18 protein-coding genes are annotated in these 25,731 nt (G+C 34.8%); 10 read left to right on the top strand and 8 right to left on the bottom strand.

All coding sequences use genetic code 11. The features are described from left to right. Positions 1-131: 131 nt before the first annotated feature. The 4 genes from gdhA (at position 132) to BUB95_RS04055 (ending at position 7,141) form a co-directional block, all read left to right on the top strand. Positions 132-1,475 (top strand): NADP-specific glutamate dehydrogenase, encoded by a 1,344-nt coding sequence (gdhA, locus tag BUB95_RS04070; RefSeq protein ID WP_073083462.1) that lies wholly within the window; start codon positions 132-134, stop codon positions 1,473-1,475. Positions 1,476-1,591: 116 nt separating this feature from the next. Further along, the gene (gene porZ, locus BUB95_RS04065) at positions 1,592-3,964 is read left to right on the top strand and encodes a type IX secretion system anionic LPS delivery protein PorZ (RefSeq protein WP_073083461.1); all 2,373 of its coding nucleotides are present in this window, start codon (positions 1,592-1,594) and stop codon (positions 3,962-3,964) included. 14 nt (positions 3,965-3,978) lie between these two features. Next, positions 3,979-4,701 (top strand): DNA repair protein RecO, encoded by a 723-nt coding sequence (recO, locus tag BUB95_RS04060; protein WP_073083460.1) that lies wholly within the window; start codon positions 3,979-3,981, stop codon positions 4,699-4,701. Between the two features lie 16 nt (positions 4,702-4,717). Next, on the top strand, positions 4,718-7,141 hold the full coding sequence (locus tag BUB95_RS04055; protein ID WP_073083457.1) for a TonB-dependent receptor: 2,424 nt from the start codon (positions 4,718-4,720) through the stop codon (positions 7,139-7,141). A 52-nt stretch (positions 7,142-7,193) separates the two neighbouring features. Here the strand turns inward: BUB95_RS04055 and BUB95_RS04050 are convergent, their stop codons facing one another. Next, positions 7,194-10,322 (bottom strand): lamin tail domain-containing protein, encoded by a 3,129-nt coding sequence (locus BUB95_RS04050; protein WP_073083454.1) that lies wholly within the window; start codon positions 10,320-10,322, stop codon positions 7,194-7,196. Between the two features lie 60 nt (positions 10,323-10,382). Between BUB95_RS04050 and BUB95_RS04045 the strand changes: the two genes are divergently transcribed. Continuing rightward, positions 10,383-10,856, top strand: coding sequence for a regulatory protein RecX (locus BUB95_RS04045; RefSeq protein WP_073083452.1), 474 nt, complete (start codon positions 10,383-10,385; stop codon positions 10,854-10,856). Here the strand turns inward: BUB95_RS04045 and BUB95_RS04040 are convergent. From BUB95_RS04040 to BUB95_RS04020, 5 genes are all read right to left on the bottom strand, one after another. Further along, on the bottom strand, positions 10,849-11,718 hold the full coding sequence (locus tag BUB95_RS04040; protein WP_073083449.1) for a cupin-like domain-containing protein: 870 nt from the start codon (positions 11,716-11,718) through the stop codon (positions 10,849-10,851). The genes BUB95_RS04045 and BUB95_RS04040 overlap by 8 nt on opposite strands. An 82-nt stretch (positions 11,719-11,800) precedes the next feature. Further along, positions 11,801-12,274, bottom strand: coding sequence for a hypothetical protein (locus BUB95_RS04035; protein ID WP_073083447.1), 474 nt, complete (start codon positions 12,272-12,274; stop codon positions 11,801-11,803). A gap of 54 nt (positions 12,275-12,328) precedes the next feature. Further along, positions 12,329-13,702 (bottom strand): flotillin family protein, encoded by a 1,374-nt coding sequence (locus BUB95_RS04030; protein WP_234969249.1) that lies wholly within the window; start codon positions 13,700-13,702, stop codon positions 12,329-12,331. Positions 13,703-13,774: 72 nt separating this feature from the next. Beyond that, positions 13,775-14,401 carry a hypothetical protein gene (locus BUB95_RS04025; protein ID WP_073083442.1) on the bottom strand — a complete coding sequence of 209 codons (627 nt, stop codon included), beginning with the start codon at positions 14,399-14,401 and terminating at the stop codon, positions 13,775-13,777. A gap of 345 nt (positions 14,402-14,746) precedes the next feature. Beyond that, the gene (locus tag BUB95_RS04020) at positions 14,747-16,579 is read right to left on the bottom strand and encodes a TonB-dependent receptor plug domain-containing protein (RefSeq protein ID WP_083573307.1); all 1,833 of its coding nucleotides are present in this window, start codon (positions 16,577-16,579) and stop codon (positions 14,747-14,749) included. Between the two features lie 132 nt (positions 16,580-16,711). Here BUB95_RS04020 and BUB95_RS04015 point away from each other — a divergent pair, with 132 nt between their 5' ends. The 5 genes from BUB95_RS04015 (at position 16,712) to BUB95_RS03995 (ending at position 21,438) form a co-directional block, all read left to right on the top strand. Then, positions 16,712-17,272, top strand: coding sequence for a DUF2975 domain-containing protein (locus BUB95_RS04015; protein WP_073083440.1), 561 nt, complete (start codon positions 16,712-16,714; stop codon positions 17,270-17,272). Positions 17,273-17,274: 2 nt separating this feature from the next. Continuing rightward, complete coding sequence (locus BUB95_RS04010; RefSeq protein WP_073083437.1) at positions 17,275-17,784, top strand: DUF2975 domain-containing protein; 510 nt, start codon at positions 17,275-17,277, stop codon at positions 17,782-17,784. 2 nt (positions 17,785-17,786) lie between these two features. Further along, a complete protein-coding gene (locus BUB95_RS04005; protein ID WP_073083435.1) occupies positions 17,787-18,311 on the top strand; it encodes a DUF2975 domain-containing protein in 525 nt (174 codons plus the stop codon). 3 nt (positions 18,312-18,314) lie between these two features. Beyond that, positions 18,315-18,521 carry a helix-turn-helix domain-containing protein gene (locus BUB95_RS04000; protein WP_073083432.1) on the top strand — a complete coding sequence of 69 codons (207 nt, stop codon included), beginning with the start codon at positions 18,315-18,317 and terminating at the stop codon, positions 18,519-18,521. A 94-nt stretch (positions 18,522-18,615) separates the two neighbouring features. Then, a complete protein-coding gene (locus tag BUB95_RS03995) occupies positions 18,616-21,438 on the top strand; it encodes a lectin-like domain-containing protein (RefSeq protein WP_234969239.1) in 2,823 nt (940 codons plus the stop codon). A gap of 2 nt (positions 21,439-21,440) precedes the next feature. On the opposite strand, the gene dinB is transcribed toward BUB95_RS03995, so the two are convergent. Then, positions 21,441-22,658, bottom strand: a complete 1,218-nt coding sequence (gene dinB / locus BUB95_RS03990) for a DNA polymerase IV (RefSeq protein WP_073083427.1) — start codon at positions 22,656-22,658, stop codon at positions 21,441-21,443. Further along, entirely contained in the window at positions 22,651-25,695 is a 3,045-nt protein-coding gene (locus BUB95_RS03985; RefSeq protein ID WP_083573305.1) for a DNA polymerase III subunit alpha, read from the bottom strand. The genes dinB and BUB95_RS03985 overlap by 8 nt, the downstream gene beginning before the upstream one ends. Positions 25,696-25,731 lie beyond the last annotated feature (36 nt).

Below are 25,731 nucleotides of genomic sequence, written 5' to 3'. Positions count from 1 at the left end.
TCAATACTAAGCAACTAAGCTAAAAATTAAATATCAAAAATATATTGATAATATTAAAAAAATAAATCGATTTTTTTACAGATAATGTATCTTTGTTAGATTAAATTAAGAATACACTAAAATTTTTTTAAATGAAAGATAAGATAGATGCTTTTTTAGACCTTGTTAAGCAACGTAATGGTCATGAGCCAGAATTTCTTCAAGCAGTGCAAGAAGTTGCTGAAACAGTAATTCCTTACATCGTTGAGCACGACATTTATCATGGAAAAAATATTCTGTTAAGAATGGTTGAACCAGAAAGATTAATTTCTTTTAGAGTATGTTGGGTAGATGATTCTGGCGAAATTCAGGTCAACAGAGGATATAGAATTCAAATGAATTCTGCAATTGGTCCATATAAAGGAGGACTACGTTTTCATCCTTCTGTAAATGCGAGTATTTTAAAGTTCTTAGCATTTGAGCAGGTTTTTAAAAATGCATTAACAACTCTACCAATGGGCGGTGGTAAAGGGGGTTCTGACTTTGACCCTAAGGGCAAAAGTGATAATGAAATTATGCGTTTTTGTCATGCTTTCATGTCAGAGTTATCAAGACATATTGGTCATAACACAGATGTTCCTGCCGGTGATATAGGTGTTGGAGCGCGTGAGATTGGCTTTATGTTTGGCATGTATAAGAAGCTGAAGAATTCATTTACAGGTGTTCTAACTGGTAAAGGGCAATCATGGGGAGGTTCTTTAATACGTCCCGAAGCAACCGGATATGGTAACGTATATTTTGCCGAAAACATGCTTAAAACCAAAGGAGATTCTTTCAAAGGTAAAAAAGTAGTAATTTCAGGCTCAGGTAATGTTGCACAATACGCGGCTGAAAAAGCTATAGAGTTAGGAGCAAAAGTTTTAACTTTTTCTGATTCTGGAGGATATATCCATGACGAAGAAGGGATTGATTCTGAAAAATTAGCATTTGTAATGAAGCTTAAAAACGAAAAGAGAGGTCGTATTAGTGAGTACGTAGATAAATATCCTGATGCAAAGTATTTCGAAGGGGAAAGACCTTGGTCTGTTGCTTGTGATATAGCATTGCCATGCGCTACTCAAAACGAATTAAACGGAGAAGAAGCTAAACAGCTTATAGAAAATGGTTGTCTATGTGTTTCTGAAGGTGCAAATATGCCATCTACTCCAGAAGCTATACACGAATTTCAAAATGCAAAAATCTTATTTGCTCCCGGGAAAGCCTCAAACGCAGGTGGTGTAGCTACCTCTGGTCTCGAAATGAGTCAAAATTCTTTGAGATTAAGCTGGTCAAGAGAAGAGGTAGATGCAAGGCTAAAAGATATTATGGAAGATATCCATGATTCTTGTGTAGAATACGGCAAAAATGAAGATGGCTCAATTGACTATATAAAAGGCGCTAATATTGCGGGTTTTGTAAAAGTTGCAGATGCCATGTTAGCTCAAGGAATAGTGTAATTTTCACTGAAAATTATTAAAAAGCTCCTGCAGTTTCTTGTGGGAGCTTTTTTTATATATGATAACCCAAAATATAACGTTAGTAATAAATATATTTGAACAAACTTAAGATAACGATGTTAAAACGATACCTATTCGTTTTTTTAATACTTTCCCTAAGTGCCCAAAAAGTTAAATCCCAAGATTTTTCGGCTTTATGGGAAGACTATTTTTCTTTTTTCGAAATTGTAGATATTACAAAAAGCGATACTAAAATTTATGCAGCCTCAGAGAATGTTGTGTTTAGTTACGACGTAAACACTAATGAAATAGAAAAGATAACAACAATTCAGGGGCTTTCAGGAGAGCTAATCTCTACTATAGAGTATAGCGCATCAAATCAATTATTACTCATTGGTTATAAAAATGGCCTTATTGAGATTTATTTTGAATCTGACCAGAGCGTACTTACAGTTGTAGATATTATAGAAAAAGAAAGTATAGACCCAAGCATAAAAACTATAAACGATTTTAATGAATATCAAGGATTTGCTTATATAGCTACAAATTTTGGAATATCTGTATACGATTTAGAAAGACTAGAGTTTGGAGACACCTACTTTATTGGTAATAGCAATGCGCAAATACCTGTTGAGAAAACGACTGTTTTTAATGATTTTATTTACGCTGCGTGTAACGGAGGTAATGGTTTAAAGAAAGGACTTTTATCAAACCCTAACTTAATTGATTCAGGTCAATGGGAAACCATAGCAACAGGCAGTTATGTATCAATCGAGAAATCAGAAGACCGCTTATACGGTCTAAGAACAGATAGAAACCTAATTGAGTTTGTAAATGACATTCCTACACCAGTTTTTAACTTTAATGTTTTACCGTTAGATTCTGAATCTACTAATGAAAAACTATTATATACTACTGCAGAATCTGTTTTTATCTTTAATTCTGCTGCAAGTCTTACAGCTCAAATAGACCAATCACCAGATTTTAATACCCAATATTCTTCAGCCATTAGTTTTGATTCTGATGTATATATAGGTACAACAAGTTTTGGAGTGTTAAAAACCGATACAAATAACCTCTCATTATTTACAGAGATAAGACCTGATGGACCACTAAGAAACAACGGATTTAGAATTCAAGCTTTTAGAGATGGCGTATGGGTAACTTTTGGAGAACATGATCAGTTCTTAAATCCATATCCTCTGAATAACAGAGGAGTAAGTATATTAAGAAATGAGGAGTGGTCAAACATCCCTTTTGATAGTCTTTTAGGGATGCGAGAGTTAAACAAGATTACCATAAACCCTAATAATCCAAATCAGGTTTTTGTGAGTTCTTTCATAGATGGTATATTAGAGTTTAATAATTTTGAAGCCACCAATTTTTTCGATGAGACCAATAGCCCACTTCAATCAGCATTTCCAACTTTTGTGGATATAAGAACAGGAGCCGCTGAGTTTGATTCAGAAGGTAATTTATGGAATCTAACAAGCCGAGTAGATTTAGCTTTAAAATCGTACAATCCAGCTAACGACCAGTGGCAGACTTTTAGTTTTGCAGATTTTATTGAAGACCCTGTTGATGATGAATTAGGTTTTTATGACATAGCCATAGATAATAATACAGGGACAAAATGGATAGGTTCCTTTTTTAATGGACTTATAGCCTTCAATGAAAATGAAAGCCCTAGAATTAAGCAAATAAAAGATGAAACTCAAGGGCTACCCACGACATGGATTAGGTCTCTTGCGGTAGATAATTCTGGACAATTATGGATAGGAACTGCTTTTGGATTAAGAGTTTTATTTAATACTTCAGGATTTTTTGAAGACGATAATCCTGAAGTTGAACCAATAATATTTCTAGAAGACGGTTTAGCTCGAGAACTACTAGAAAACCAAGCTATTTCAGATATTGAAGTAGATGGCTCTAATAACAAATGGATAGGGACACAAGATTCAGGGGTTTTTTATTTTACACCCAATGGACAAACAACAATATACCACTTTACTAAGGAGAATTCGCCTTTGCCAACAAATGCAATTAATGATATATCAATAGATGAAACTAATGGAACAGTATACTTTTCTACGCCAAATGGTCTATTGGCATTTAGAGCAGGGGGTTCTTCTCCTGTAGAAGAATTATCAGATGCTTACGCGTACCCAAACCCTGTTCGTCCTGAGTATAATGTGTTAGGGTCTAACGATTTAAATAATATTAATAAAGGAGTTAAGATAGTTGGATTAACTGAAAATGTAAACGTAAAGATAACAGACGTAACAGGAAATTTAGTAGCTGAAGCTCAATCGCGAGTAAATCGTAGGAATTCTAATCTAAGAACAAACTTAGCCATAGATGGAGGTACAGGAATCTGGAATGGAAAAAATCTAGCTAATAATGTTGTGGCGTCAGGTGTTTATCTTATCATTATTAATGATTTGGACACTTTTGAGAGTAAAATTATTAAACTCCTCATCGTAAGATAGCTTCTCGACTTTTTATGCTCACTAAAACCAATCTCATAGTATTAAGCAAACTAAAGTACAAAGATTACGACCTAATCGTTAAAACTTATACTAAACACAGAGGTACGGTTAGTTATCTTATTAAAGGTGGACTAAAATCTTCTAAGTCTAGTAGAGCTAAGGCCGTGTATTTTCAACCTTTAATGCAGCTTTCTGTAGAAGAAAATTATAAACCAAACCAGTCACTACATTATCTCAAAGAAATAAAGACTAATTATTTATACAAAACGCTTTATACTAACGTATACAAAAGCGCCATTGTACTGTTTCTGTCGGAGTTAATGTCTATTGTTTTGAAGGAAGAAGAGAGGAACGAAGATTTGTTTCAATTTATAGAAACAGCCTTTCAATATTTAGATAGTGAGGATAGTTTTGCAAATTTTCACTTGCTATACCTTCTTAAGCTATCAAGATATCTAGGGTTTCAACTAGATGCACCTAGAGATAATTCAAAATATTTCAATCTTCAATCAGGCTATTTTGAAAATGTTTCTTACGGGCAATATTCTATTTCAGGTAAAAATTTAACACTCTTAAAAGAGCTTCAGGGCATAAATTTTGATGAACTTCATAATATAAAACTTAATGCACGAGAAAGACAAGACTTTTTAGGTGTGCTATTGTTATATTTTGAATTACATTTGGAAGGTTTTAAAAAGCCAAAATCGTTAACTGTTTTAAACGAAGTTTTTCGTTAAGATTCGCATATAAATTTTGAATTTTCCAAAATCAATATTAACCCTTTTTTCAATATTATTTTTCACTATTGTAGCTAGTGCACAAACTATTACGGTTAAAGATAAAATTTCTAACGAGCCCATTCCTGGAGTAGTTTTATATAATTTTAATAAAACAAAAATAGTTGTAACCGATATCGACGGTAAGGCCAGTATTGATGATTTCTTTTTAAACGAACTTATTATATTTCAAAGTTATACTTACAAAAAATTTGAATCTTCAAAGGCTATTTTAGCTACAAACAACAATACAGTATTAATGATTTCTGAAAGTGAAAACTTAAGCCAGGTTGTAGTTTCCGCTTCAAAATTTGAGCAAAGTAAAAGAGACATACCCCAAAGTATAGTAAGCCTTAGTGCTAATGATATTGCTATAGCTAATCCACAAACTAGTGCAGATGCATTACAAGCTACAGGTAATATTTTTATTCAAAAGAGTCAGCTTGGAGGTGGTAGTCCTATCATAAGGGGGTTTTCTACGAACAGATTGTTAATCGCGGTTGATGGTGTGCGGATGAACAACGCAATCTTTAGGGGTGGAAATCTACAGAATGTTATATCTATAGACCCATTTGCTATTCAGAGAACAGAAGTAACACTAGGTTCTGGTTCTGTGGTTTATGGAAGCGATGCTATTGGAGGTGTTATGAGTTTTTATACCAAAAAACCTCAATTGTCTTTCAAGGATGAATTGTTTTTAAAAACAAATGCTGTAGTCAGATACTCTTCGGCTAATAATGAAAAAACAGCTCATACAGATATAAACTTAGGATATAAAAAATGGGGTTTTTTAACTAGTATTAGTTACACAGATTTTGATGATTTAAGAATGGGTAGTCATGGTCCAGACGAATATCTCCAGACTCAATATGTAGAAACCATCAATGGCGTAGATACATTAATTGACAACCCAGACCCTCAGATACAGTCTCCAACAGGTTACAACCAAATAAATCTGATGCAAAAAGTGCATTATGAGCCCGCGGATAATTTAAAATTCGATTTAGGACTTCATTTTTCTACAACTTCAGAGTATGGGAGATATGATAGATTAATAAGGCCTGAAGGTACAGGATTAAGATCGGCAGAGTGGAATTATGGACCACAGAAATGGTTTATGAGTAATTTTTCTGCAACAAAACTTAGTAGTAATTCTTCATTTTATGACAAGATTCAGGCAACTGTTGCCTATCAAAATTTTCAAGAGAGTCGGATAGACAGAACCTTTCAATCTGATACGCGGAGAACTCGGTCTGAAACTGTTGATGCGTTATTATTTAATTTAGATTTAGAAAAAACCTTAAGCGAAACGTCTAGCTTATTTTATGGGATTGAATATTTATATAATATTGTGGGTTCTTATGGTTTAGAAACTAATATCAATACAAATCAAAGTACTGTGTCTATCTCGAGATATCCAGATGATGCTACTTGGCAATCTATCGCGGCCTATACCAGTTATAAATATAGACCCAATGAAAAATTTGTTTTTCAGTCAGGATTACGATACAATCATATTGTAGCTAATGCCGATTTTACGGCTAACAATACTTTTTTGAACTTACCTTTTAATACTTCTAAAGTCAATGCTGGAGCACTTACGGGTACAGCTGGTATTAGATGGATACCTAATAAGACCATAGAGTGGAATTTTAATGCCTCTACAGCATTCAGAGCACCAAATATTGATGATATTGGTAAAGTGTTTGACTCTGAGCCAGGCTCAGTTGTGGTGCCCAATAATGGATTAAATCCCGAGTATGCTTATGGAGCGGAATTAGGACTAAAACTAAACTTTGAAAATGTTGTTAGACTTGATATGGCAACGTATTATACTTTTTTAGATAATGCACTTATTCGAAGAAACTTTACTCTAAATGGACAAACAGAAATCTTATATGATGGGGAGTTAAGTACTGTCCAAGCCATTCAAAATGCATCTGAAGAATATATTTATGGATTTGAAGTTGGTGCTGAAATAAATTTCACTAAAAATTTAAAGTTAAAATCACAATACAATATCATTGGTGGTGTGGAGGAAGATAACGGTATTGAAGTCCCTGTGAGGCATATTGCTCCAAATTTTGGACGTACACATCTAACATGGCAATTTAAAAAATGGAATTTTGATGCTTTTGCTATTTATAACGATGAATTATCTTTTGAAGATTTAGCACCATCCGAAATAAATAAAGAATACCTTTATGCAACAGACGAAAACGGAAATCCGTATTCACCATCTTGGTATACTTTAAACTTAAGAGCACAGTTTAAAGTCAGTGACAGCTTTGAAATTACGGCTAGCCTAGAAAATATTACAGATCAACGTTACAGACCTTATTCTTCAGGTATTTCTGGTGCTGGTAGAAACTTTATATTTTCTGTTACATATAGTTTATAAAAAAGCCTCTTAAATTTACTAAGAGGCTTTTTTTATTATAATAAATAGACAATTATTTTTTGATAGATTTTTTAGAAATAACCAACCCGTTAGACAGTTTAACCTTAGCGATATATACTTGGCTATTAAGGTTAGAAAGATTATAAGTTTCAGAATTAGAATCACCTTCTAAATCATAAACTAGTCGACCTTGTAAATCATAAATCGCAATGGTGTCTATAGTCAGAGAAGAACTCTTAAGCTCAAACATAATCTTATCCTTTTCAACTTCTGTTATGATTAAACTGTTTTCATTAAAGTCAATCTCTTCAACTGAAAGAGCCTGATTCTTGAACACAATTTCAAAACGCTCATCAAAAGTACCACCTTCAGAAGTAAATATATAAGCTTCACTAGTTAAATCGTGTACTATATTCAACATATTATCTTTTAAATAGATAGGATTTGATGTTAAATATTCACCTTCTCTTTTTACAAGTTCAAGTTTATAAGTTTCAGTAGTTGTTATGTAAGCACCAAAACCTAATTTCACTGTTTCATCTTCATTAAGACTAGACTTAGCTTTACCCTGAATGACATAGAAGCCGTCTCCATTGTTATCCAAGGAGTAGAGTACGCCAGCGTTGCCTGCATAATTCCTGCTTGTATCTATAGTATTACCATCATCCTCGTCCGTAGCTATATCCGCGTATGCAACACAAATCTGACTGTATATTCCAATATCCGAGCTTAAATTAATATTTAACTTCTCTACTGAACTTGAAGTTTGTGCTGATGAGCTTCTAAAGAATTCATCATTCGAGTTATCTCCACTTACACGCATACTATTTGTAAATACAACATTACCGCTAGATGCTGAAGGAACAAAAAATGCTTGTCCTGAAGGAATTTGTCTAGATGGCGCAGCGGTAGTACCATTTCCAGCTTCACCTAGGGCATTAACAGTTATATAATCGTTTTGATTATAGTTAAGCACCTCATTCCCTGGGTTAGCACCATCTACTGGATTAACCTGAGACCACATATACACAACTTCATAAACAGTATTATTACCAGGGGCAACAGTCCCGTTTTGATTAAAAAATGCGTCAATATCTATTGCTGAAGGGTATGGATTACCTATGAGATTCCAATGTAGTCCATTTGTTGGGTCATTAACAACTGGGTAAGTAATATCTCCTGTGTTATAAGCGCCTTCAAAAACATAACTATAAGAGAATCCTGGTCCTAAAAAACCAATTTGATTATGACTACCTGCAAAACCTTGACCAGGCGTCATTGGGAAATCACCTTGCTCTCTAATCCATGCATTTGCATCATCATCTAGGTTGTCTCCATCTGCATCAATATAGTTGTTTGCATCGAACCAAAATACTCTACTACTGTTAAACAATGCTCCATCAGTACTTTCATCTACAACTGGAGAACTCCAATATGTGACATCATACCAATTAGTTAATGGTGATGTGGTTTTGTTGACTACAGATGTAGCATCAGTTCCAAGAGTAAATGAGCCTGCTAAGGCACCGTCTCCACGTTGAACTAGGCTACCTCTAGTCTCTACAGTAATTTCGTTTGAAGCTGAACCGTCATCAACTACTGTTATATCATTCATGATTTCAATATGATAACCATTACTAATAGTCAAGCTTCCACCAGAATTAATAACTAGGCTACAAGCAGTAAAACTTGGATTTGTTGCATCGACAGTGTAATCCCCATCAAGAATAGCAGCGGTAAAAGCATCTGGTGTCCCTGCACTCCAAGATGTGCCATCCCACGTTGTAGATGTAAGACAAGCACAATCATTTACATGTAATCCAAGGTCGCTCGTATCATTTACAGGTGCAGTAGTCCATTGAGAGACATCATATGCAACTGTTGGTATTGTAACATCTTGGTTTCTTCTTAATACTGTGTTCTGAGCAAAATTTGATCCATCTCCGATAAATCCTATCACATCTATATTTTCACCATTGATGGTTTGTAAAGCCATTACGTCGTTACCACTAAAATTTAAAGCGTTACCTGTGATAACTAAATCTCCTGTTATTGCTGCACCATTTCTAGATAACAAGAAGGTTGAATACGGGCCTACAGTGCCAGATAGATTAGCAATATTAGGAAGTGTTCCTCCATTACTATATCTAGCAATTCTATAAGCGGTTAAGTCTATTGTACTGTTTGTAGGATTATAGAGCTCTATGTATTTATTATTTCCAGTTCCAGCGCCTTGAGGTTCATGATATTCACTAATAATTAATTCAGAACAATTAGGGATTGTAGCAGTAACTTCACCATCAACAGGTACATTTATAGTTGTAATACCTGTACTAGCTAATGTAATATTACCACTGTAAGTATTTACTGTTAGACCAGAAATAAGCCTTACATATATGTTTGTAAGTGCTACATCACCAGAAGCTGGTGTTAAATTAACTGAGCCCCCAAAACCTGTACCAGAAGTCAAAGAAATTTCAAAATTTGTCGGTGCAGTTATAACTATATCTGTTGTAAGTGTAGAACCGACAACACCAAAACTTTGTTCTGTTAAAGAAGCATCCCCTTCTACATACCCTAATCCAGTTATAGATGACGGACTTACATTAACAGTAGGTATCACAGGAGCAGTACCTTCTACAAGGATATTATCTAACAGTGGCCTTTCATCATTACCATTAACTGTTATTGTAACTCTAAGCTCTATAGTAGAACCAGACAAGCCTGTGTCTGATACAACAGTAAGAGGGAAATCGTTGATTATAGTGCCATTATTTGCGGCTAGTGTCCATGCACCACCATCAATTCTATATTCTGTTACAAAAGTGTCAGCATCTTCGAGGGTGTCAGTGGTATCATTTTCTGAAGCCTCTAAAGAGAATTGAACATTAGTGAAGTTTGTAATATCAATAACAGGAGATAGCCATGTGGCGTCTGTGTCAAGGTCTCTAGCTTCAAACATTTCATTTCTAACTTGAAAATAATCATTTGTGGCTGTAAGAGAAGCATTACTAATATCTACAGTCCATGAAACACCTGATACATCTGTGATTGGGCCAGGTCCTATTGCACCTTTTCCATCTTGTCCAGTGAAGTCTTCAGAATAAATTGTAGTTTGACTATAACTTAGGTTAATAAAAGATACAAGTAATAGCAGTATAAGGGGTAATTTTCTTAACATAACAGATTAATTTAAATAAATCTTTATCAAAGTAAACAAATTAGAGGCTATTTTTACCAAATGAACCCTCAAAAAACCTATTCTGTCGATGAAGCGCAAAAACTACTCGAAAACTACTGTGCTTACCAAGAACGTTGTCATAAAGAAGTCAAAGATAAATTATTGAAAATGAGGATGATTCCCGAGGCAATAGACCAAATTATGGTACATTTAATTGCTAATAATTATTTAAATGAAGAACGTTTTGCTAAGGCGTTTGCACGAGGAAAATTTAGGATAAAAAAATGGGGAAAAAATAGAATTATTAGAGAATTGAAATTCCGTGAAATTTCTAATTACAGTATTGATTCTGCCTTAAAAGAAATAGACTTAGATGACTATTACCAAACCCTACATGAACTTACAGAAAAGCGCATTGCACAAGTTAAAGAAACAAATATTTACAAAAAGAAAAAGAAGGTTGCTGACTATTTGTTGTACCGCGGCTGGGAATCTAATCTAGTTTACGAAAAACTTAATGAACTTATTAAATAGCGTTTTGGGCTTTATTTGTTCTTAAAATGGCTTGTTCATTCTTCCAATCTATCCACTTCTGGCCTTTAATACGGCGCATAAGATTGTCAAAACTCCGCATAACAAATACATTATAAACGGCTTTGCCCAAATTTTTAGGATTACGAGCAATAGCACGCAAACTCATGGAAAAACCAGGCGTAATGTAACGCATATAATGCCAATACCCTTCGGGCATGTAAAGCACTTCACCATGATTTAGATTGCAAACCCAGCCCGTTGCATTTTTTAGTGCTGGCCATTTTTCAAAATCTGGATTGGCAAAGTCGATATCCTCTCTTGTGATTAACGAGTGCGGTATTTTATACAAATGCTTATTTTGCTTTTGATCAAAGAGGATGCATTGTTTTTCTCCTTCAAAATGAAAATGAAAAATATTAGCCAAATCAATATCATAATGCATAAATGTATATGAATCTCTTCCGCCGAAGAATAGCATTGGTAAGCCTTTCATAAGGCGTAAACCAAAATCAGGATAATTAAAATCGTTCTGAAGTTGAGGTACTTCTTTTAAGATATTCCAAAGGAAAATACGATACTTAGTAGGCTCGCGCTTGAGTAAATCTACATAATCGCTCATCTTCATTTTGGCATGAGCTTCATTAAATCCATCTTTGTAATCTACGGGTCTGTCATCGTATAGAGGCACGATTTTATCTCCTGCTGTCTCTTTCATGTAGTCAAGATTCCATTTGGAATATGCAGGCCAATCTTCAATAAAACGCTCAATTACTACAGGCTTTTGAGGTTTAAAGTAGTGTTTAATAAAATCCTCTTTGGTAATTGTTTTTACACGAGGAATGTCTTGTAGATTTAATTCCAAGATTGAATGATTTTATACTTCAAAATTAATAAAATGTTATCAATTTTAATTAATTGTAAAAGTTCTCAAGATGAAAAATCAACTACAACCATTTAGATTCTCTCATGGTAGCATCTAAAACATCAACATTTAATAAAGCGCCTATTTCCTTTGCTTTTTTAAAAGCATCATTGTTGTCATATGTTCTATAAGCCTCGATTCTTTTGTTTCTATTATAAAATAGATTTAGTTTAAAAATTTCATTTTTCACATTAGCTTCTGCCGATCTAGAACGTAATGTAGTGACTTCATTTGTTTTAAAAACAGATACATACTCAATATCTGGAAGCGTTTCCCACTTACCAATTGATACTCCAAGGATTGATTTTATTTTTCTATACTTTCCATTTATAAAATCAAATTCTGATCCATCAACTAAAAGAAAGTAAATTCCGATACCTAGAATAATAAAACCAGTAAAACTACTAAATAACGAAGCAATGCCAACTACTAAAGCTATAAAGCCTAAAATAAGTTTCCAAATAGGAAGCGTTCTTTTAAAAGTGAATTTATCCATTAGATTGTAGAATGAAAATTCCACCCATGAAGGTGGAATTTTTGTAATTAGGATTTATTCTTCAGATTTTTCAACTTCAGCATCATCTGCATCCATCTCTTTTTTATCTTTTCCTTTTAAGTACTCAGGCAAGTCCATTCCTGCCATATTAAACATTTCTTGTAATGGCGGTACCGCTTTGTACATACCAGAAATAAAGTTAGAGGTCGATGTTTGTCCATCTTTTCCGCCACCATTTTCCCAAACGGTTACTTTATCTATTTTTATGTTTTTAATAGCTTCGGCTTGCGTTTTTACCAACTCTGGTAATTTATCTGCAATTAATAATAAAACAGCATCTTTAGAGTTATTACCTGCGGCTTTAACTATTTCATCGAGACCTGCGGCTTGTTTGGTTAAGACTTCATACAGTCCTTTTGCTTCAGCTTGGGCTTTAAACAAAATAGCATCAGCTTCTCCTTTTGCACGTCTTCTAATACGCTCAGCTTCAGCTTCGGCATCAATTTCTACTTTACGTTTATCAATTTCTGCAGGGACAATAACATCGGCCATTTGCGATGAACGCTCGCGCTCTGCTCTTGCCAGTTCGGCTTGTTGCTCAGCAGCATAAGACTCTTCTAAGGCTTTTGCCGACTGTACTTTTTCTGCTGCGATTGCCACACGCTCAGCCTCTGCTTCGCGCTGACGACGTAATGAATCGGAATTTGCAACTGCAATCTTAGCGGTGTTTTCTCCTTCAACTGCTTGGGCATTTGCTGCTGCAACTTGGGTTCTTTCATCTTGCACAGCATTGGCCTCACCAATAGAACCATCTCTAGTTTTTTCGGCAACAGACTTACGTGCTGCGTTAATGGCGTGAGCAGCTGCCTCTTTACCAAGTGCTTCGATATAGCCAGACTCGTCAACAATATCGGTAATATTTACGTTGATTAATTTTAATCCAACCTTCTTCAATTCAGATTCAACAGATTGAGAAATATTAGCGAGGAACTTATCACGGTCAGAATTTATTTCCTCAATATCCATTGAAGCAACTACCAAACGTAATTGACCAAAAATAATCTCTTGTGCTAAATCTTGTATTTCATTTTGGCCTAAGCCCAATAAACGTTCAGCAGCGTTTTGCATAACGCCTGGCTCTGTAGACACACCAATGGTAAAACGAGAAGGTACGTTAACACGAATATTTTGTTTTGATAGTGCATTAACCAAGTTAACTTCTATAGAAATTGGTGTTAAGTCTAGGAATTCATAATCTTGAATTACTGGTAAAATAAAAGCTGCTCCACCATGAATACATTTGGCAGACTGACCACCACCAACTTTACCGTAAACTACTAATATACGGTCCGACGGACAGCGTTTATAGCGTTTAATAAGTATAAACAAAGTTAAAATAACAAACAGTGCAACAAACAGAATAGTCATTGTAGAACCAATGCCTTCTAGCATGTTTTGTAAGAGGAAAAAAGAGTGTTTCATAGGTTAGTATTTAAGATATTAAGCATTTAATTTTTTGGTGTCATTCATGTCAAGTTGTAAAGCCTCTATAGGCTTTTTGTTTTGAGTTACGATTAAAATACCGTTGGAGGTCACATCGACGACTTTTATAATAGTACCAGATTTTAAATCAGTAAGAGAATCAGTAAGGGCATCTAGCTCGCGCATTGTGCCTTGTATAGTTACGCTAACTTTGCCCATTTTAGAGCGGTCTGAGCCAATGGTTAAATAAACTTCGCCAACGGCATCAATAGCGTTTTTATAATCTAACGTACCACTATCGCTCAGTTTGTAAATAAAATAGAATAGTGTTGCCATAATAAGCATCATTAGCAGTCCACAAACTACAGAAATAATAACCGTAGGAATAGTCCCTAGACCAGCATCGATACAAGCAATACCACTCCAACCAAAAATGGTAAAGAAGCCTACTAAATTTTTAAAACTTATAAACTGAAAACCAGCACCAATATCGGCATCCATGTCAGAATCTAAATCACCAATATCATCAGCATCTCCACCTGCAAATGCCATAAGCATTACAACTACGAATACAATTGAGCCAATTAGCGCAATACTCCAATACACTTTAGAGAAAAACTCCAAATTAGAAAACCAGTCTATCATAATTACAAGGCTTTAGATGAATTAATAAATATACAACCGAAAATTAGTTTTTGATTGTAGAAATGAAAGTTATTCTGCTTGAGTTTAGCCGTCAAAAAATGGTACATTTTTATAAAAAAGATGCATTTGAATTCCTGTAATTAGGATGTGTTTGAAGTTTTTTGATGGTTAGTTCAAATAAAATTGAACGTTTAGAATACGCAGGTTCAATTTACTTTCTATATATCAGTAGATAAAACTTTGGTTTTGTTACAGTAGACCGTAAATATTTTTTGAAATATACGCAAACAAAAAAGCTGTCTAAAAATATGTTTTAGACAGCTTTTAAATTTTAAAGCCTTTTTTTTAGTTTAGTGTATATCGCAACCCGAATAACACATTGCTTGGTGGCATAGGAACAAAACCAGCCTCGATATAATCTGCGTCAAAAATATTGCTAGCTGTAACAGTGAATTCCATTTGTTTTAGTTTCATTACCAATGAAGCGTCCCAAACATTATAACTTTGGCCTGTAGTACGTTCAGCATGTTTGTAAACAATATTTTGGCGTAAGTTTTTAAACAATTGTGTACTTAATCTTGTAATAAATTGATGCCTTAATGTATTTAAAGAATACCTAGATAATTCAGGATTTTGGTCCATTATATTATCGTCTAAATAAGAATAACCAAAACCTAGCGTCTGATTAAATTCTGAAATTTTAAAATTATAAGCAGCATCAAATTCAAGACCTTTAGTATTCACTTCTCTAATATTTGTAGCTGTAAAAATACCTTCGTTTACGTTAGGTCTGATGTAATCTATTAAATTTTCGGCATCTCTATTAAACACAGCAATAGATGCGTTAAATTTTGGAGAGAAGTATTTTAAGCCTATTTCTTGGGCAAAAGCTTCTTCGGGTTCTAAATCTGGATTTCCGGCAGTTGCTGGATCGCTGTAAAACAAATCTGTATACGTTGGTATTCTGTAGGTAAAACCAACATTACCATAAGCTCTTAGGTTATTTGTAATAGCATATCCTATGTCAATTCCGGGGAAGGCATTAAACTTAAAGTCTGAAAAATAGGTCATAGCCACGCCCGGTGTAATATCTAATTTGCCATCATCTAATTTAAAACGATGTTCTAAGAACGCAGTAGCCATAAAACGGTCTCTATTTCCTAAGTTGTTACTATTAATAGATACGCTTGCTAAATCTAGACCAAAACCTGTAATTCCTAAATTTGAACTATATGATGCATTGGCTTCTGCACCGACTTTATTTGTGATGTGAAAGTTTCTAAAAAATGAAGGGTCTTCCCGCCTTAATAAAAACATGTCTTGGTTACGTCTCCAATACATACGCGGCGATATTTTAAATTTTTCGTTTTTAAAAGTGGTCGTAAAGGCAACTAAGCTGTTTTGAGTTTCTTCGTATTCGGTAAATCCACGACTTGGCGGTGTGTAAAAGTTTTGTGCACCAAATTTACGCTCCATAAACGTGGCAATCATTTGTATAGGTTGCTTGTCTTCGTTAAAGGTGCTTTTTATAAAATAGTTGGCATTATCGTAGTCCGAGTTAAAGCGATAGCCTTCAGAAGTGACACGCCCAACATGAACAATGTGGGATGAATTTTCTAAATCTACACCGGCAGTTACATTTCCGTTTAATTGTCCAAACGAACCTGCTTCTATATTTGCAGAAACCGTGTTTTCCACAGTTTTTTTAGTCACAATATTAATGGCTCCTGTAAATGCATTCTGTCCAAAAACACGAGCTGCTGGGCCTTTTACGATTTCTATACGCTCAATAACTTCTACAGGTAGTGCCGCATTCATGGTATGATGTCCTGTTTGGGAGTCGTCCATTTTTATGCCATCGATTAGTAAAAGCGTTTGGTCAAAACCACCGCCACGAATATAAAGGTCAGCTTGGCTTCCGCCTGTACCACGACGACGAATATCTACACCAGCCACTTGTTGTAACAAATCTGCAACGTTAACTGCAGCACTGTTTTTAATATCTGCCTTGGTAATAATAGTTATAGTTCTAGAATTTTTTTTGAAGGGTAGATTAATACGCTGTGTAGAGGTTACAGTAACCGAATCTAATTCTTCTAAAGGTAGGTTTTGTGCGAATAGAGTGCAAGTTCCTAGTACTGATATAGCTATGTAAAGAAAATTGGTTTTAAAGCTCATTTTAAGTCTAATTTTCGGCAAAGGTAGAATTATTTCTAAGTTGAAAAAGTATTAGTTCACTAAAATATGATATATAAAAATTATTGAAAAACAATAATTTTTATATATTTGTTATTGAAAAACAATAATTTTATGAAAACTATTGGCTTGTTAAAAAACTTAATTAATTTGTTGTTTTGGGGAATGATAGCGTTTTCAATTGCTGTGTTTGCTCTAATTTTGATGTTCTTCATTTCTCCAGAATCAATACCCTTAATGTTTCAAGGCTATACTATGATGTTTGATTCATTTTATTCTTGGAACATTTGGATAGTACCTTTTACTAATTTATTAGGTTTTATCTTGTTCATTGTGTCAATTTATTACCTTAAGAAGTGTATTGAACCTCTACAAAAACGACAGTTTTATTCTGAAGACGTTATTAGAAATCTAAAAAAATCTGGTCGCTTATTCGTAATAATTGCACTTGGTACTGGATTAATTCGAATCATAACCGCTTTTGTTTTTAGTACTTACGCCAATGTTTCGGTAATTGGCGGAAATTTCGGAACTGGGCATCAATCAGCAGCTGTAGCATCTTCAATTGAGAATTTCAATTTATTCTTATTAATTATAGGATTGTTTTTGTTGGTATTTAGTAACGCGTTTGAAAACGGAAGACTTTTAAAACAAGAAAACGATTTAACTATATAATTATGAACTCTATAAAAACACTTTATTTTATACTAAATGTTATTATTTTCCTTCTACTAATAGCTATTGGTTTGGGGATTTTCTTTTTCGTAACGCTCCTCTTTGGTATAAAACAGGATTTTATCAATCTAGAGGTGGACTTAATCAATTTTAAGACTGAGGCTATGCTTTATGTTTACACAATCTTAAGGCTTGGAGTTTATGCTATTTTTATTAAGGCACTTTGGAATTTGAGAAAGGCTACTAAGTTATTTTTAAAAAAAGATTTTTATAATGGTGAACTTATAAAAGTACTATCCATTTCTGGAAAACTTATGATTATTACTGGAGTTTCTGCATGGTGTGTTAATGTAATAAGTGATGTGTTTTTTAAATTTCAATTTTCAATTGGTTTAAGTGAGAAAGCATTGGTCTATTTGTTTTTAATAGCCATAGGATTGTTTTTAATGCTTATGAGTACGGTTCTTAGAGATGCTAAGGCTATAAAAGAGGAAAATGATTTAACTGTATAATTATGAAAGAAAACACAAACATACTAACGATTATAACTTGGGGAGTTTTACTGGCAGCAGTTTCTGTCCTCTTAAACGATATGCGAGAGTTCGATTTTAATCAGTTTGAAAAATTTCAGAATTGGGCTAGGACTGCAGACAAAAGCGAAAACTGGTTTACCTCAAAAAATGCTATAGAATGGAGTTACTATATTATTAGTGCGGCTTTATTTTTCTGGCGAGGCTATCTTATTTATGGCTTTAGTTATTTCTTATCTATTTTGAAAGAAATTGAAAATGGTAACTATTTTAGTGATAAGAACATCTGTTATTTCAAAAAGATAGGAAACATCTTTATTTGGTACACGGTAAATGTCTTAGTATTACGTTTTTTACTTGCTTTAATTGGAGAGTCTACGTTTAACTTTTTTAATGAACTCAAAGCAGAATTTACGTTTTTAATTCCTGCTGGTCTAGCCTTTTATATTTTGGCTGAAATTTTTAAGCGCGGAAAAGAAGTAGAAGAGGATAATGAATTAACTATATAAGCCATGTCTATAAAAGTAAATTTAGACATAGTGCTCTCAGAACGCAACATGAAAAGCAAAGAACTCGCAGAAATCATAGGCATTACCGAGGCAAATCTTTCCATATTAAAATCGGGTAAAGCTAAGGCTATACGATTTTCTACATTAGAAGCTATTTGTAAAGCACTAGACTGTCAGCCAAGTGATATCCTAGAGTATATTGAGGATTAGTTCCGTTTATTAACCATACAAAAACTATACAATAAGTTAATTCTATTGTGCCTGACTGTATTCTTTAATATCTTCATACATTAAACTTTAAATGTTGAGCACAAAAAATTATATAGTCTTCATATCCTTATATTTTTCATGTTCTTTGCTACATGCACAACTCAATGCAACAACTGTAGGAGATGCTCAAAGCCTAGGTAATAATTGTTTTATTATCACTCCTGACCTTTTAAATCAATCTGGTGGTGTTTGGTATGATAATGCCATAGATTTTGATGATGATTTTACTATTAATTATCAAAATAATTTTGGTAGTAAAGATGCAAATGGTGCAGACGGCATGGCCTTAGTCTTCAAACGGGATGCTACACCATTAATTGGCGGTCTTGGAGGTGGGTTAGGTTATCAGGGAATATCACCCTCATTAGTTGTCGAGTTTGATACGTATTTAAATAATACTCCTCAAGAAGGGCTTTTAGCCGACCCGTCTTTTGACCATATTGCTATAATGCGCAATGGTAATCCATTTCATAATAGTGCTGATAATTTGGCTGGTCCAGTACAAGCTAGCAATACATCTATTAATATTGAAGATGGCACTACGCATGAAATAAAAATTGAATGGATAGCTTCCACAACCACGCTTAATGTCTATTTTGATTGTGTGTTAAGGTTAAGTTTAAATCAAGACGTAAAGAACACTATTTTTTCAGGTGATGATAGTATCTTTTTTGGTTTTGTAGGCTCAACAGGAGGTTTATCTAACTTACATCAGGTATGCTTTAATAGTATTTCATTTATAGATAATTTGCAGCTTCAGGATGAAACCATTTGCGAAAATGATAACATTCAAGTAGACGCTACGATTCCAAGTGGTGTAACCTATTCTTGGTCTCCAACAAACGGAGTAAGCAATCCTAATATTGCAAATCCATCATTTTCTCCAAATAGTAGTACAACATACACTGTGACAATTGGAGATGTTTGCGGAGATACAACAGTAGATGATTTTATTCTAACGGTTTTACCAAACCAAACCCCTACTTTTAATGTTGTTTCTCAAATTTGCGAAGGAGGCTCATTAACATCATTACCAACAACGTCTCTTGAGGGTATAACAGGAACATGGTCACCCGCTTTAAATAATACACAAACAACAACTTATACATTTACACCAAATATTGACTGTGCAAATACTATTACTACAGATATTGTTGTCATTCCGCTTACGTTACCGACATTTAATACTGTAGCTCCCATTTGCCAAGGAGAAACACTAACTGCATTGCCAACGACTTCTAATAATGGAATTACTGGCACATGGTCACCAGCTCTTAACAATATGGCGACGACTACATATACGTTTATGCCAGACACTGGGCAAGGTTGTGTGGATACAGCTACGCTACAAATTGATGTTACGACACCAGTTATTCCAAGTTTTGATACTGTGGCACCTATTTGCGAAGGTGAAGCTTTAGCGCCATTGCCAACGACTTCTAACGATGGAATTACAGGAACATGGTCACCCGCTTTAAATAATACCACTACAACCACGTATACTTTTACACCAAATGTAGGCGAATGTGCGACGTCTACAACATTAGATATTATAGTCAATACACCTGTATTGCCAGTTTTCGACGCAATTGACTCTATTTGTGAAGGCGAAGCTTTAGCACCACTGCCAACGACATCCAATAACGGAATTACAGGAACATGGTCTCCAGCTCCAAATAATACCATTACAACTACATATACATTTACGCCAAATGCTGGAGAATGTGCCGTCGCAACCACACTAGATGTTGTAGTGGATATACCTGTATTACCAATTTTTGACCCAATTAATCCTATTTGTGAAGGTGAAGCATTAGCACCATTACCAACAGCTTCTAATAATGGAATTGCCGGAACGTGGTCACCTGCTCTAAATAATACAACAACTACCACTTATACATTTACGCCAAATGCTGGCGAATGTGCTAATACTACAGATTTAACAATTACAGTTATTCCTAATAGTATTCCAGAATTTGACTTCGTTAATCCTATATGCCCAGGTGAGTTTTTGCAAGAATTACCACTTGTTTCAAATAATGGAATTACCGGCATATGGTCGCCAGCATTAGACAATCAAAACACCACAACGTATACTTTTACGCCGGATGCTGGTCAAGGTTGTGTAGCGAGTGGCTCATTAATAATTGAAGTGCTTCAGCCTACAATACCATCATTTAGTCTACCAGATTTTATTTGTCAAGGAGATACAGATTTGATTTTGCCTAATGTCTCTAATGAGGGAATTACAGGAAATTGGTCAGAACCTGTAAATAATCAAATAACTACAGAATATATTTTTACTCCAAACCCAAATCAATGTGCTTCGGCAATTGAGAAAGAAATAGAGGTTTTACCGGTAAACGAATTGGAACTTTCTGTTGAATTGATTTCGGAACCATTTAGTGATAATCAAATGGTAGTTGCTACTGTAACTGGAGGTGATGGGATGTATGAGTATCAATTAGACAATGGTATTTGGACGACTCAAAATACGTTTTCAAATATTAGAGGTTGTGATGAACATATTATTAGAGCACGTCAAATTAATAATTGTAGTATAGATGCTATAGAAATATTTCGTGTTTTAGACTATCCAAAGTTTTTCACACCTAATGGAGATGGTTTTAATGACTCATGGAATATCGAATGTTTAAGTAATCAAACGATTGCTCGAATATATATATTCGATAGGTTTGGTAAATTATTAAAAACCATAAGTCCTAGAGGAACCGGTTGGAATGGAACTTATAATGGTGCACTAATGCCTACTAGTGATTATTGGTTTAGAGTGGACTATTTAGGAAATGATGGTAGCTCAAGAACCTTTACTTCTCATTTTACATTGAAACGCTAGATTTACTGATGCCTATTCGCCAATAGAGGTGGTGGTTCCCCATTAAAAGGATTCCAGCGACTAATGGTTTTAGCTTCCATACCAGCGGCACTCATTACAACCCTATCGCCATAACGTTTGCGCATCTTATCCATGGCATTTGCTAAATTGAGATGCATTTCGTTGTCTTCAAAAAGGTTGACTTGATGACCACCTTCTACCAAATGACTAAACTTTACACCAATGAGACGCACTAATAATCTACGATTATAAAGTTTTTTAAATAAATCCAACACCACAGGAATAATGTTGTAATCCATGGCGCTGTAAGGAATACGCTGCTGTTGTGTATAGGTTTGAAAATCGGAATATCGAATTTTAAAAGTGATACAAGCCGTGAGCTTATGACCACGACGCAGTTGGAAAGCCAAATTTTCTGCCATAGCAATGACCAGGCCTTTAAGCTTATGCATATCTGTAGTGTCTTGCCCAAAGGTGCGTTCTGTAGAAATAGACTTACGCTCATGGTATTGTATTACAGGACTGTTATCAATACCGTTGGCTTTTTTCCAGATGGATAATCCATTTTTACCCAAGACTTTATGCATCAGTTCCATAGGCATGTCTTGTACAGTTTTTATACGTTTTACACCTAAATCGCATAAGGCCTTGTAAGTTACGTTACCAACCATTGGAATCTTCTTTACCGAAAGTGGTGCTAAAAACGGCTTTTCATCACCAGAAATAATTCTAATTTCATTGTTGGGTTTCGCCTCGCCTGTTGCAATTTTTGAAACCGTTTTATTTAGTGACAATCCAAAAGAAATGGGTAAGCCAGTTTCTCTGATAATACGTTGCCGCAATTCTGAAGCTAATTTATGGCAGCCAAAAAATTTATCCATTCCTGTGAGGTCCAGATAAAACTCATCAATGGATGTTTTTTCATAAAGTGGCACACTTTCTTTTATAACTTCTGTGACGTCATTAGAAAATTTAGTATAAATGCCAGAATTTCCCCTAAGCACAATAGCTTCTGGACAAAGCTGTTTTGCCATACGCATAGGCATGGCAGAATGGATTCCGAATTTTCGAGCTTCATAGCTACAAGAAGCGACAACACCACGATCACTAGTTCCACCAATAAGTACAGGTTTTCCGTTAAGTCGGCTGTCGAGTAAGCGTTCGCAGGACACAAAAAAGGTGTCTAAATCCATGTGCACTATAGAGCGATTATTATTCATATTGTGCTTTAAGGTCTTTGAAACTTTTCTTCCTTTGAAATGTTGGATTTAATGATTTTATGGAATAGCGTGGGTCTTCAATAATAGCTAAACGTTCTAGCTTTGAAACTTCAACAGTAACACAATCAAATTCTATCATCACTTTTCCTATAATTTCATAAATCCCTTTTCCTCTAAAAGGATATTTTGCTGCGATAGGTGGAAAGTGAACCGTATCTATAAAATCACCATCACGATCCAAAAACGTCCCGAAGTGCATCAACTTTCCATTGGCGGTTTTTGTGTTTTTTGTTGTCACCAAATAGCCTTCAATTTTTACAAATTTTCCCTCTAGCCTTAGCAGATGATTTGCACGTAATTTACTCGTGGATGGTTGCTCTAATAAGTGAAAGGGATTGCATAGCGGAAAACCTAATAGCTCTATTTCATCAAAGGCATTTTCCAATGCCGTACTCGGCAATTCTGGTGTATTGTAACTGATACGCTGGGTTTTAAATAGCGTCACAATATGTTCTTGAGTAATAGTTTTACTGATCTTTAGATGTGCTTCCCATAATAGCTCACGTTTATTAATCTCAGTAAAGCGAAACGCATTTATTTTTATAAGAATGGTAATCTGTTCTACAGAAATAGGAACACGCTCTATAAAATCATCAAGAGATTTAAACAACCCATAATTTTCGCGTTCCTCAAGAATACGCTCTATGATTTTAGATTCTAAAGATTGTAAAAACATAAATCCCAAAAAAATAACGTCACCATTGATAATGGCTGGTGCAAAACTAGTGTTTATGCAAGGCGCTTCAATCTTGCCACCATGCATTCTAGCCTCATGAACATAAAGCTCTGTTTGGTAAAATCCACCAAAATTGTTGATAGTGGCCGTCATATATTCCAAAGGATAATAGGCCTTTAAAAACAGGCTTTGATAGCTCTCAACAGCATAGGATGCCGAATGCCCTTTAGCAAAGGCATAGCCAGCAAAACTTTCAATTTGTCGCCATACGTCAGCCACAAATTCATAAGGTTTTCCATCGTTTATGCAGTTATCAAAAAATTGTTGCTTTACTTTTAAAAACTCGTCACGCGAACGGAATTTACCAGACATGCCACGACGTAACATATCGGCTTCACCCAAATCCAAACCGCCAAAATGATGCGCCACCTTAATCACATCTTCTTGATAGACCATAACACCAAAAGTTTCTGGCATCAGTTCTGCCAACACAGGATGTGCCTCTTGCCGCTTTTCAGGATAACGATAGCGCAAAATGTATTGACGCATCATGCCACTTTTAGCCACACCAGGACGAATTACGGAACTCGCAGCGACCAAACCTAAATAGTTGTCTACTTGTAGTTTTTTTAGCAGCATACGCATGGCAGGAGATTCTACATAAAAGCAACCAATAGCTTTAGCATTTCGCAATAGGTGTTTTATGCGTTCGTCTTGTTTAAACCGCTTAATATCGTGAATGTCGAGTTTGGGTTGATGAGGATGGTTATACGCTACAATGTCTACAGCATCTTTAATTTTCCCCAAACCTCGCTGACTTAAAATATCGAACTTGTAGAGTCCAATATCTTCGGCAACGACCATATCAAATTGCGTGGTGGGAAATCCTTTAGGAGGCATGAATGTTGCCCCATAATAATGAATCGGCTTTTCCGAAATTAAAATACCGCCTGCATGAATGCCTAAGTAGTTGGGGAAACCCTCAATGTATTGGCTGTATTTAAGAACGAGTTGCGAGAGCCTGTCCAACTGACTGATATTGAACTTACCTCGTGTTAGCATATCCATTTCAGACTTTGGTAAGCCAAAGACTTTACCTAGTTCGCGTACCGATGCTTTGAATTTAAAGGTGTTATAAACCGTTATTAAAGCAGTATTTTTAAAGTTGTCGAAAATGAAATGTGTAATATCATCTCTATCCTTCCATGAAAAGTCGATATCAAAATCTGGCGGATTTTGTCGAAAGAGATTAATGAAACGCTCAAAGTACAGATCCAGTTCAATAGGATCTACATCTGTAATACGAAGCAAATATGCAATAATACTATTGGCACCACTTCCGCGACCAACGTAGAAATATCCTTTGCTACGTGCATATTCTAAGATTTTCCAGTTGATTAGAAAATAGGATACAAAACCTTTCTCTTTTATTATATGAAGTTCTTTTTTAATACGTTGGTAAATTTTTGGCTCAGCATCATTACCATAACGATAGGGAATACCAGCATAGGTCAGTTTTTCTAATAGAGCATAGTCTGAAGCTTCATTTTCAGTTAGACACTTTTGATTTTTGGGCTCGTTATTTTCAAAATTGAAATCAATGCTACAATCCTCTAAAAGTTGTTTTGTATTATGTATCAATTTTGGAAATTCAGAATATGTATGACACAGTTTCTCATAAGGCAACATCATATCATGTTCGCTACCTTCTTCAGTTTTTGGTAGCTTACTCAATAAGGTATTATTATCAATAGCACGTAGTAAACGATGTGTATTAAATCCTTTTTTATTTTGAAAAGAAACGGTTTTCAATACCACTAATTTCTCTCTAAATTGACTCCATTTCGAAAATTTCAAATGATTAAGGTCTTTAGGTGTAATGCCTAAAAACTCATTAGATTTTAAGTTGAAATTCTTGCCTTTTTGGTAGGGATAAATCACGAAACAATCTTCCAAAATAACGTCAGGTCGTTCAGGAATTTTTAAATCACGATTATGAAGAAATTTAGACAGATAATCATTGATATTTTTAAATCCATTGTTGTTTTTTGCAATGAGAATAAATTCTTGATGTGCCTTGTTTCTAAAATCTACACCAAGAACAGGTTTTATCTTATATTTTTTAGATAGACGTACAATATCCAAACACGCTGAGGTGGTATTAATGTCGGTTAATGCTAAAGTTTGCACGCCATTTTCTGAAGCAATGGCAAGCAATTGCTCAGGTTTTATAGTGCCGTAGCGTAGGCTGTAATAGGTGTGACAGTTTAAATACATAGGATTAACAAAATTAGCTATCATATGTAGTTTTTGTTGCTTATATTTGTAGCAAATACT

Source organism: Winogradskyella jejuensis (assembly GCF_900129745.1).
Lineage (GTDB): Bacteria > Bacteroidota > Bacteroidia > Flavobacteriales > Flavobacteriaceae > Winogradskyella > Winogradskyella jejuensis.
The sequence above is the reverse complement of the archived record's forward strand: the minus strand, read 5'-3'. Positions and strand labels throughout refer to the sequence as shown.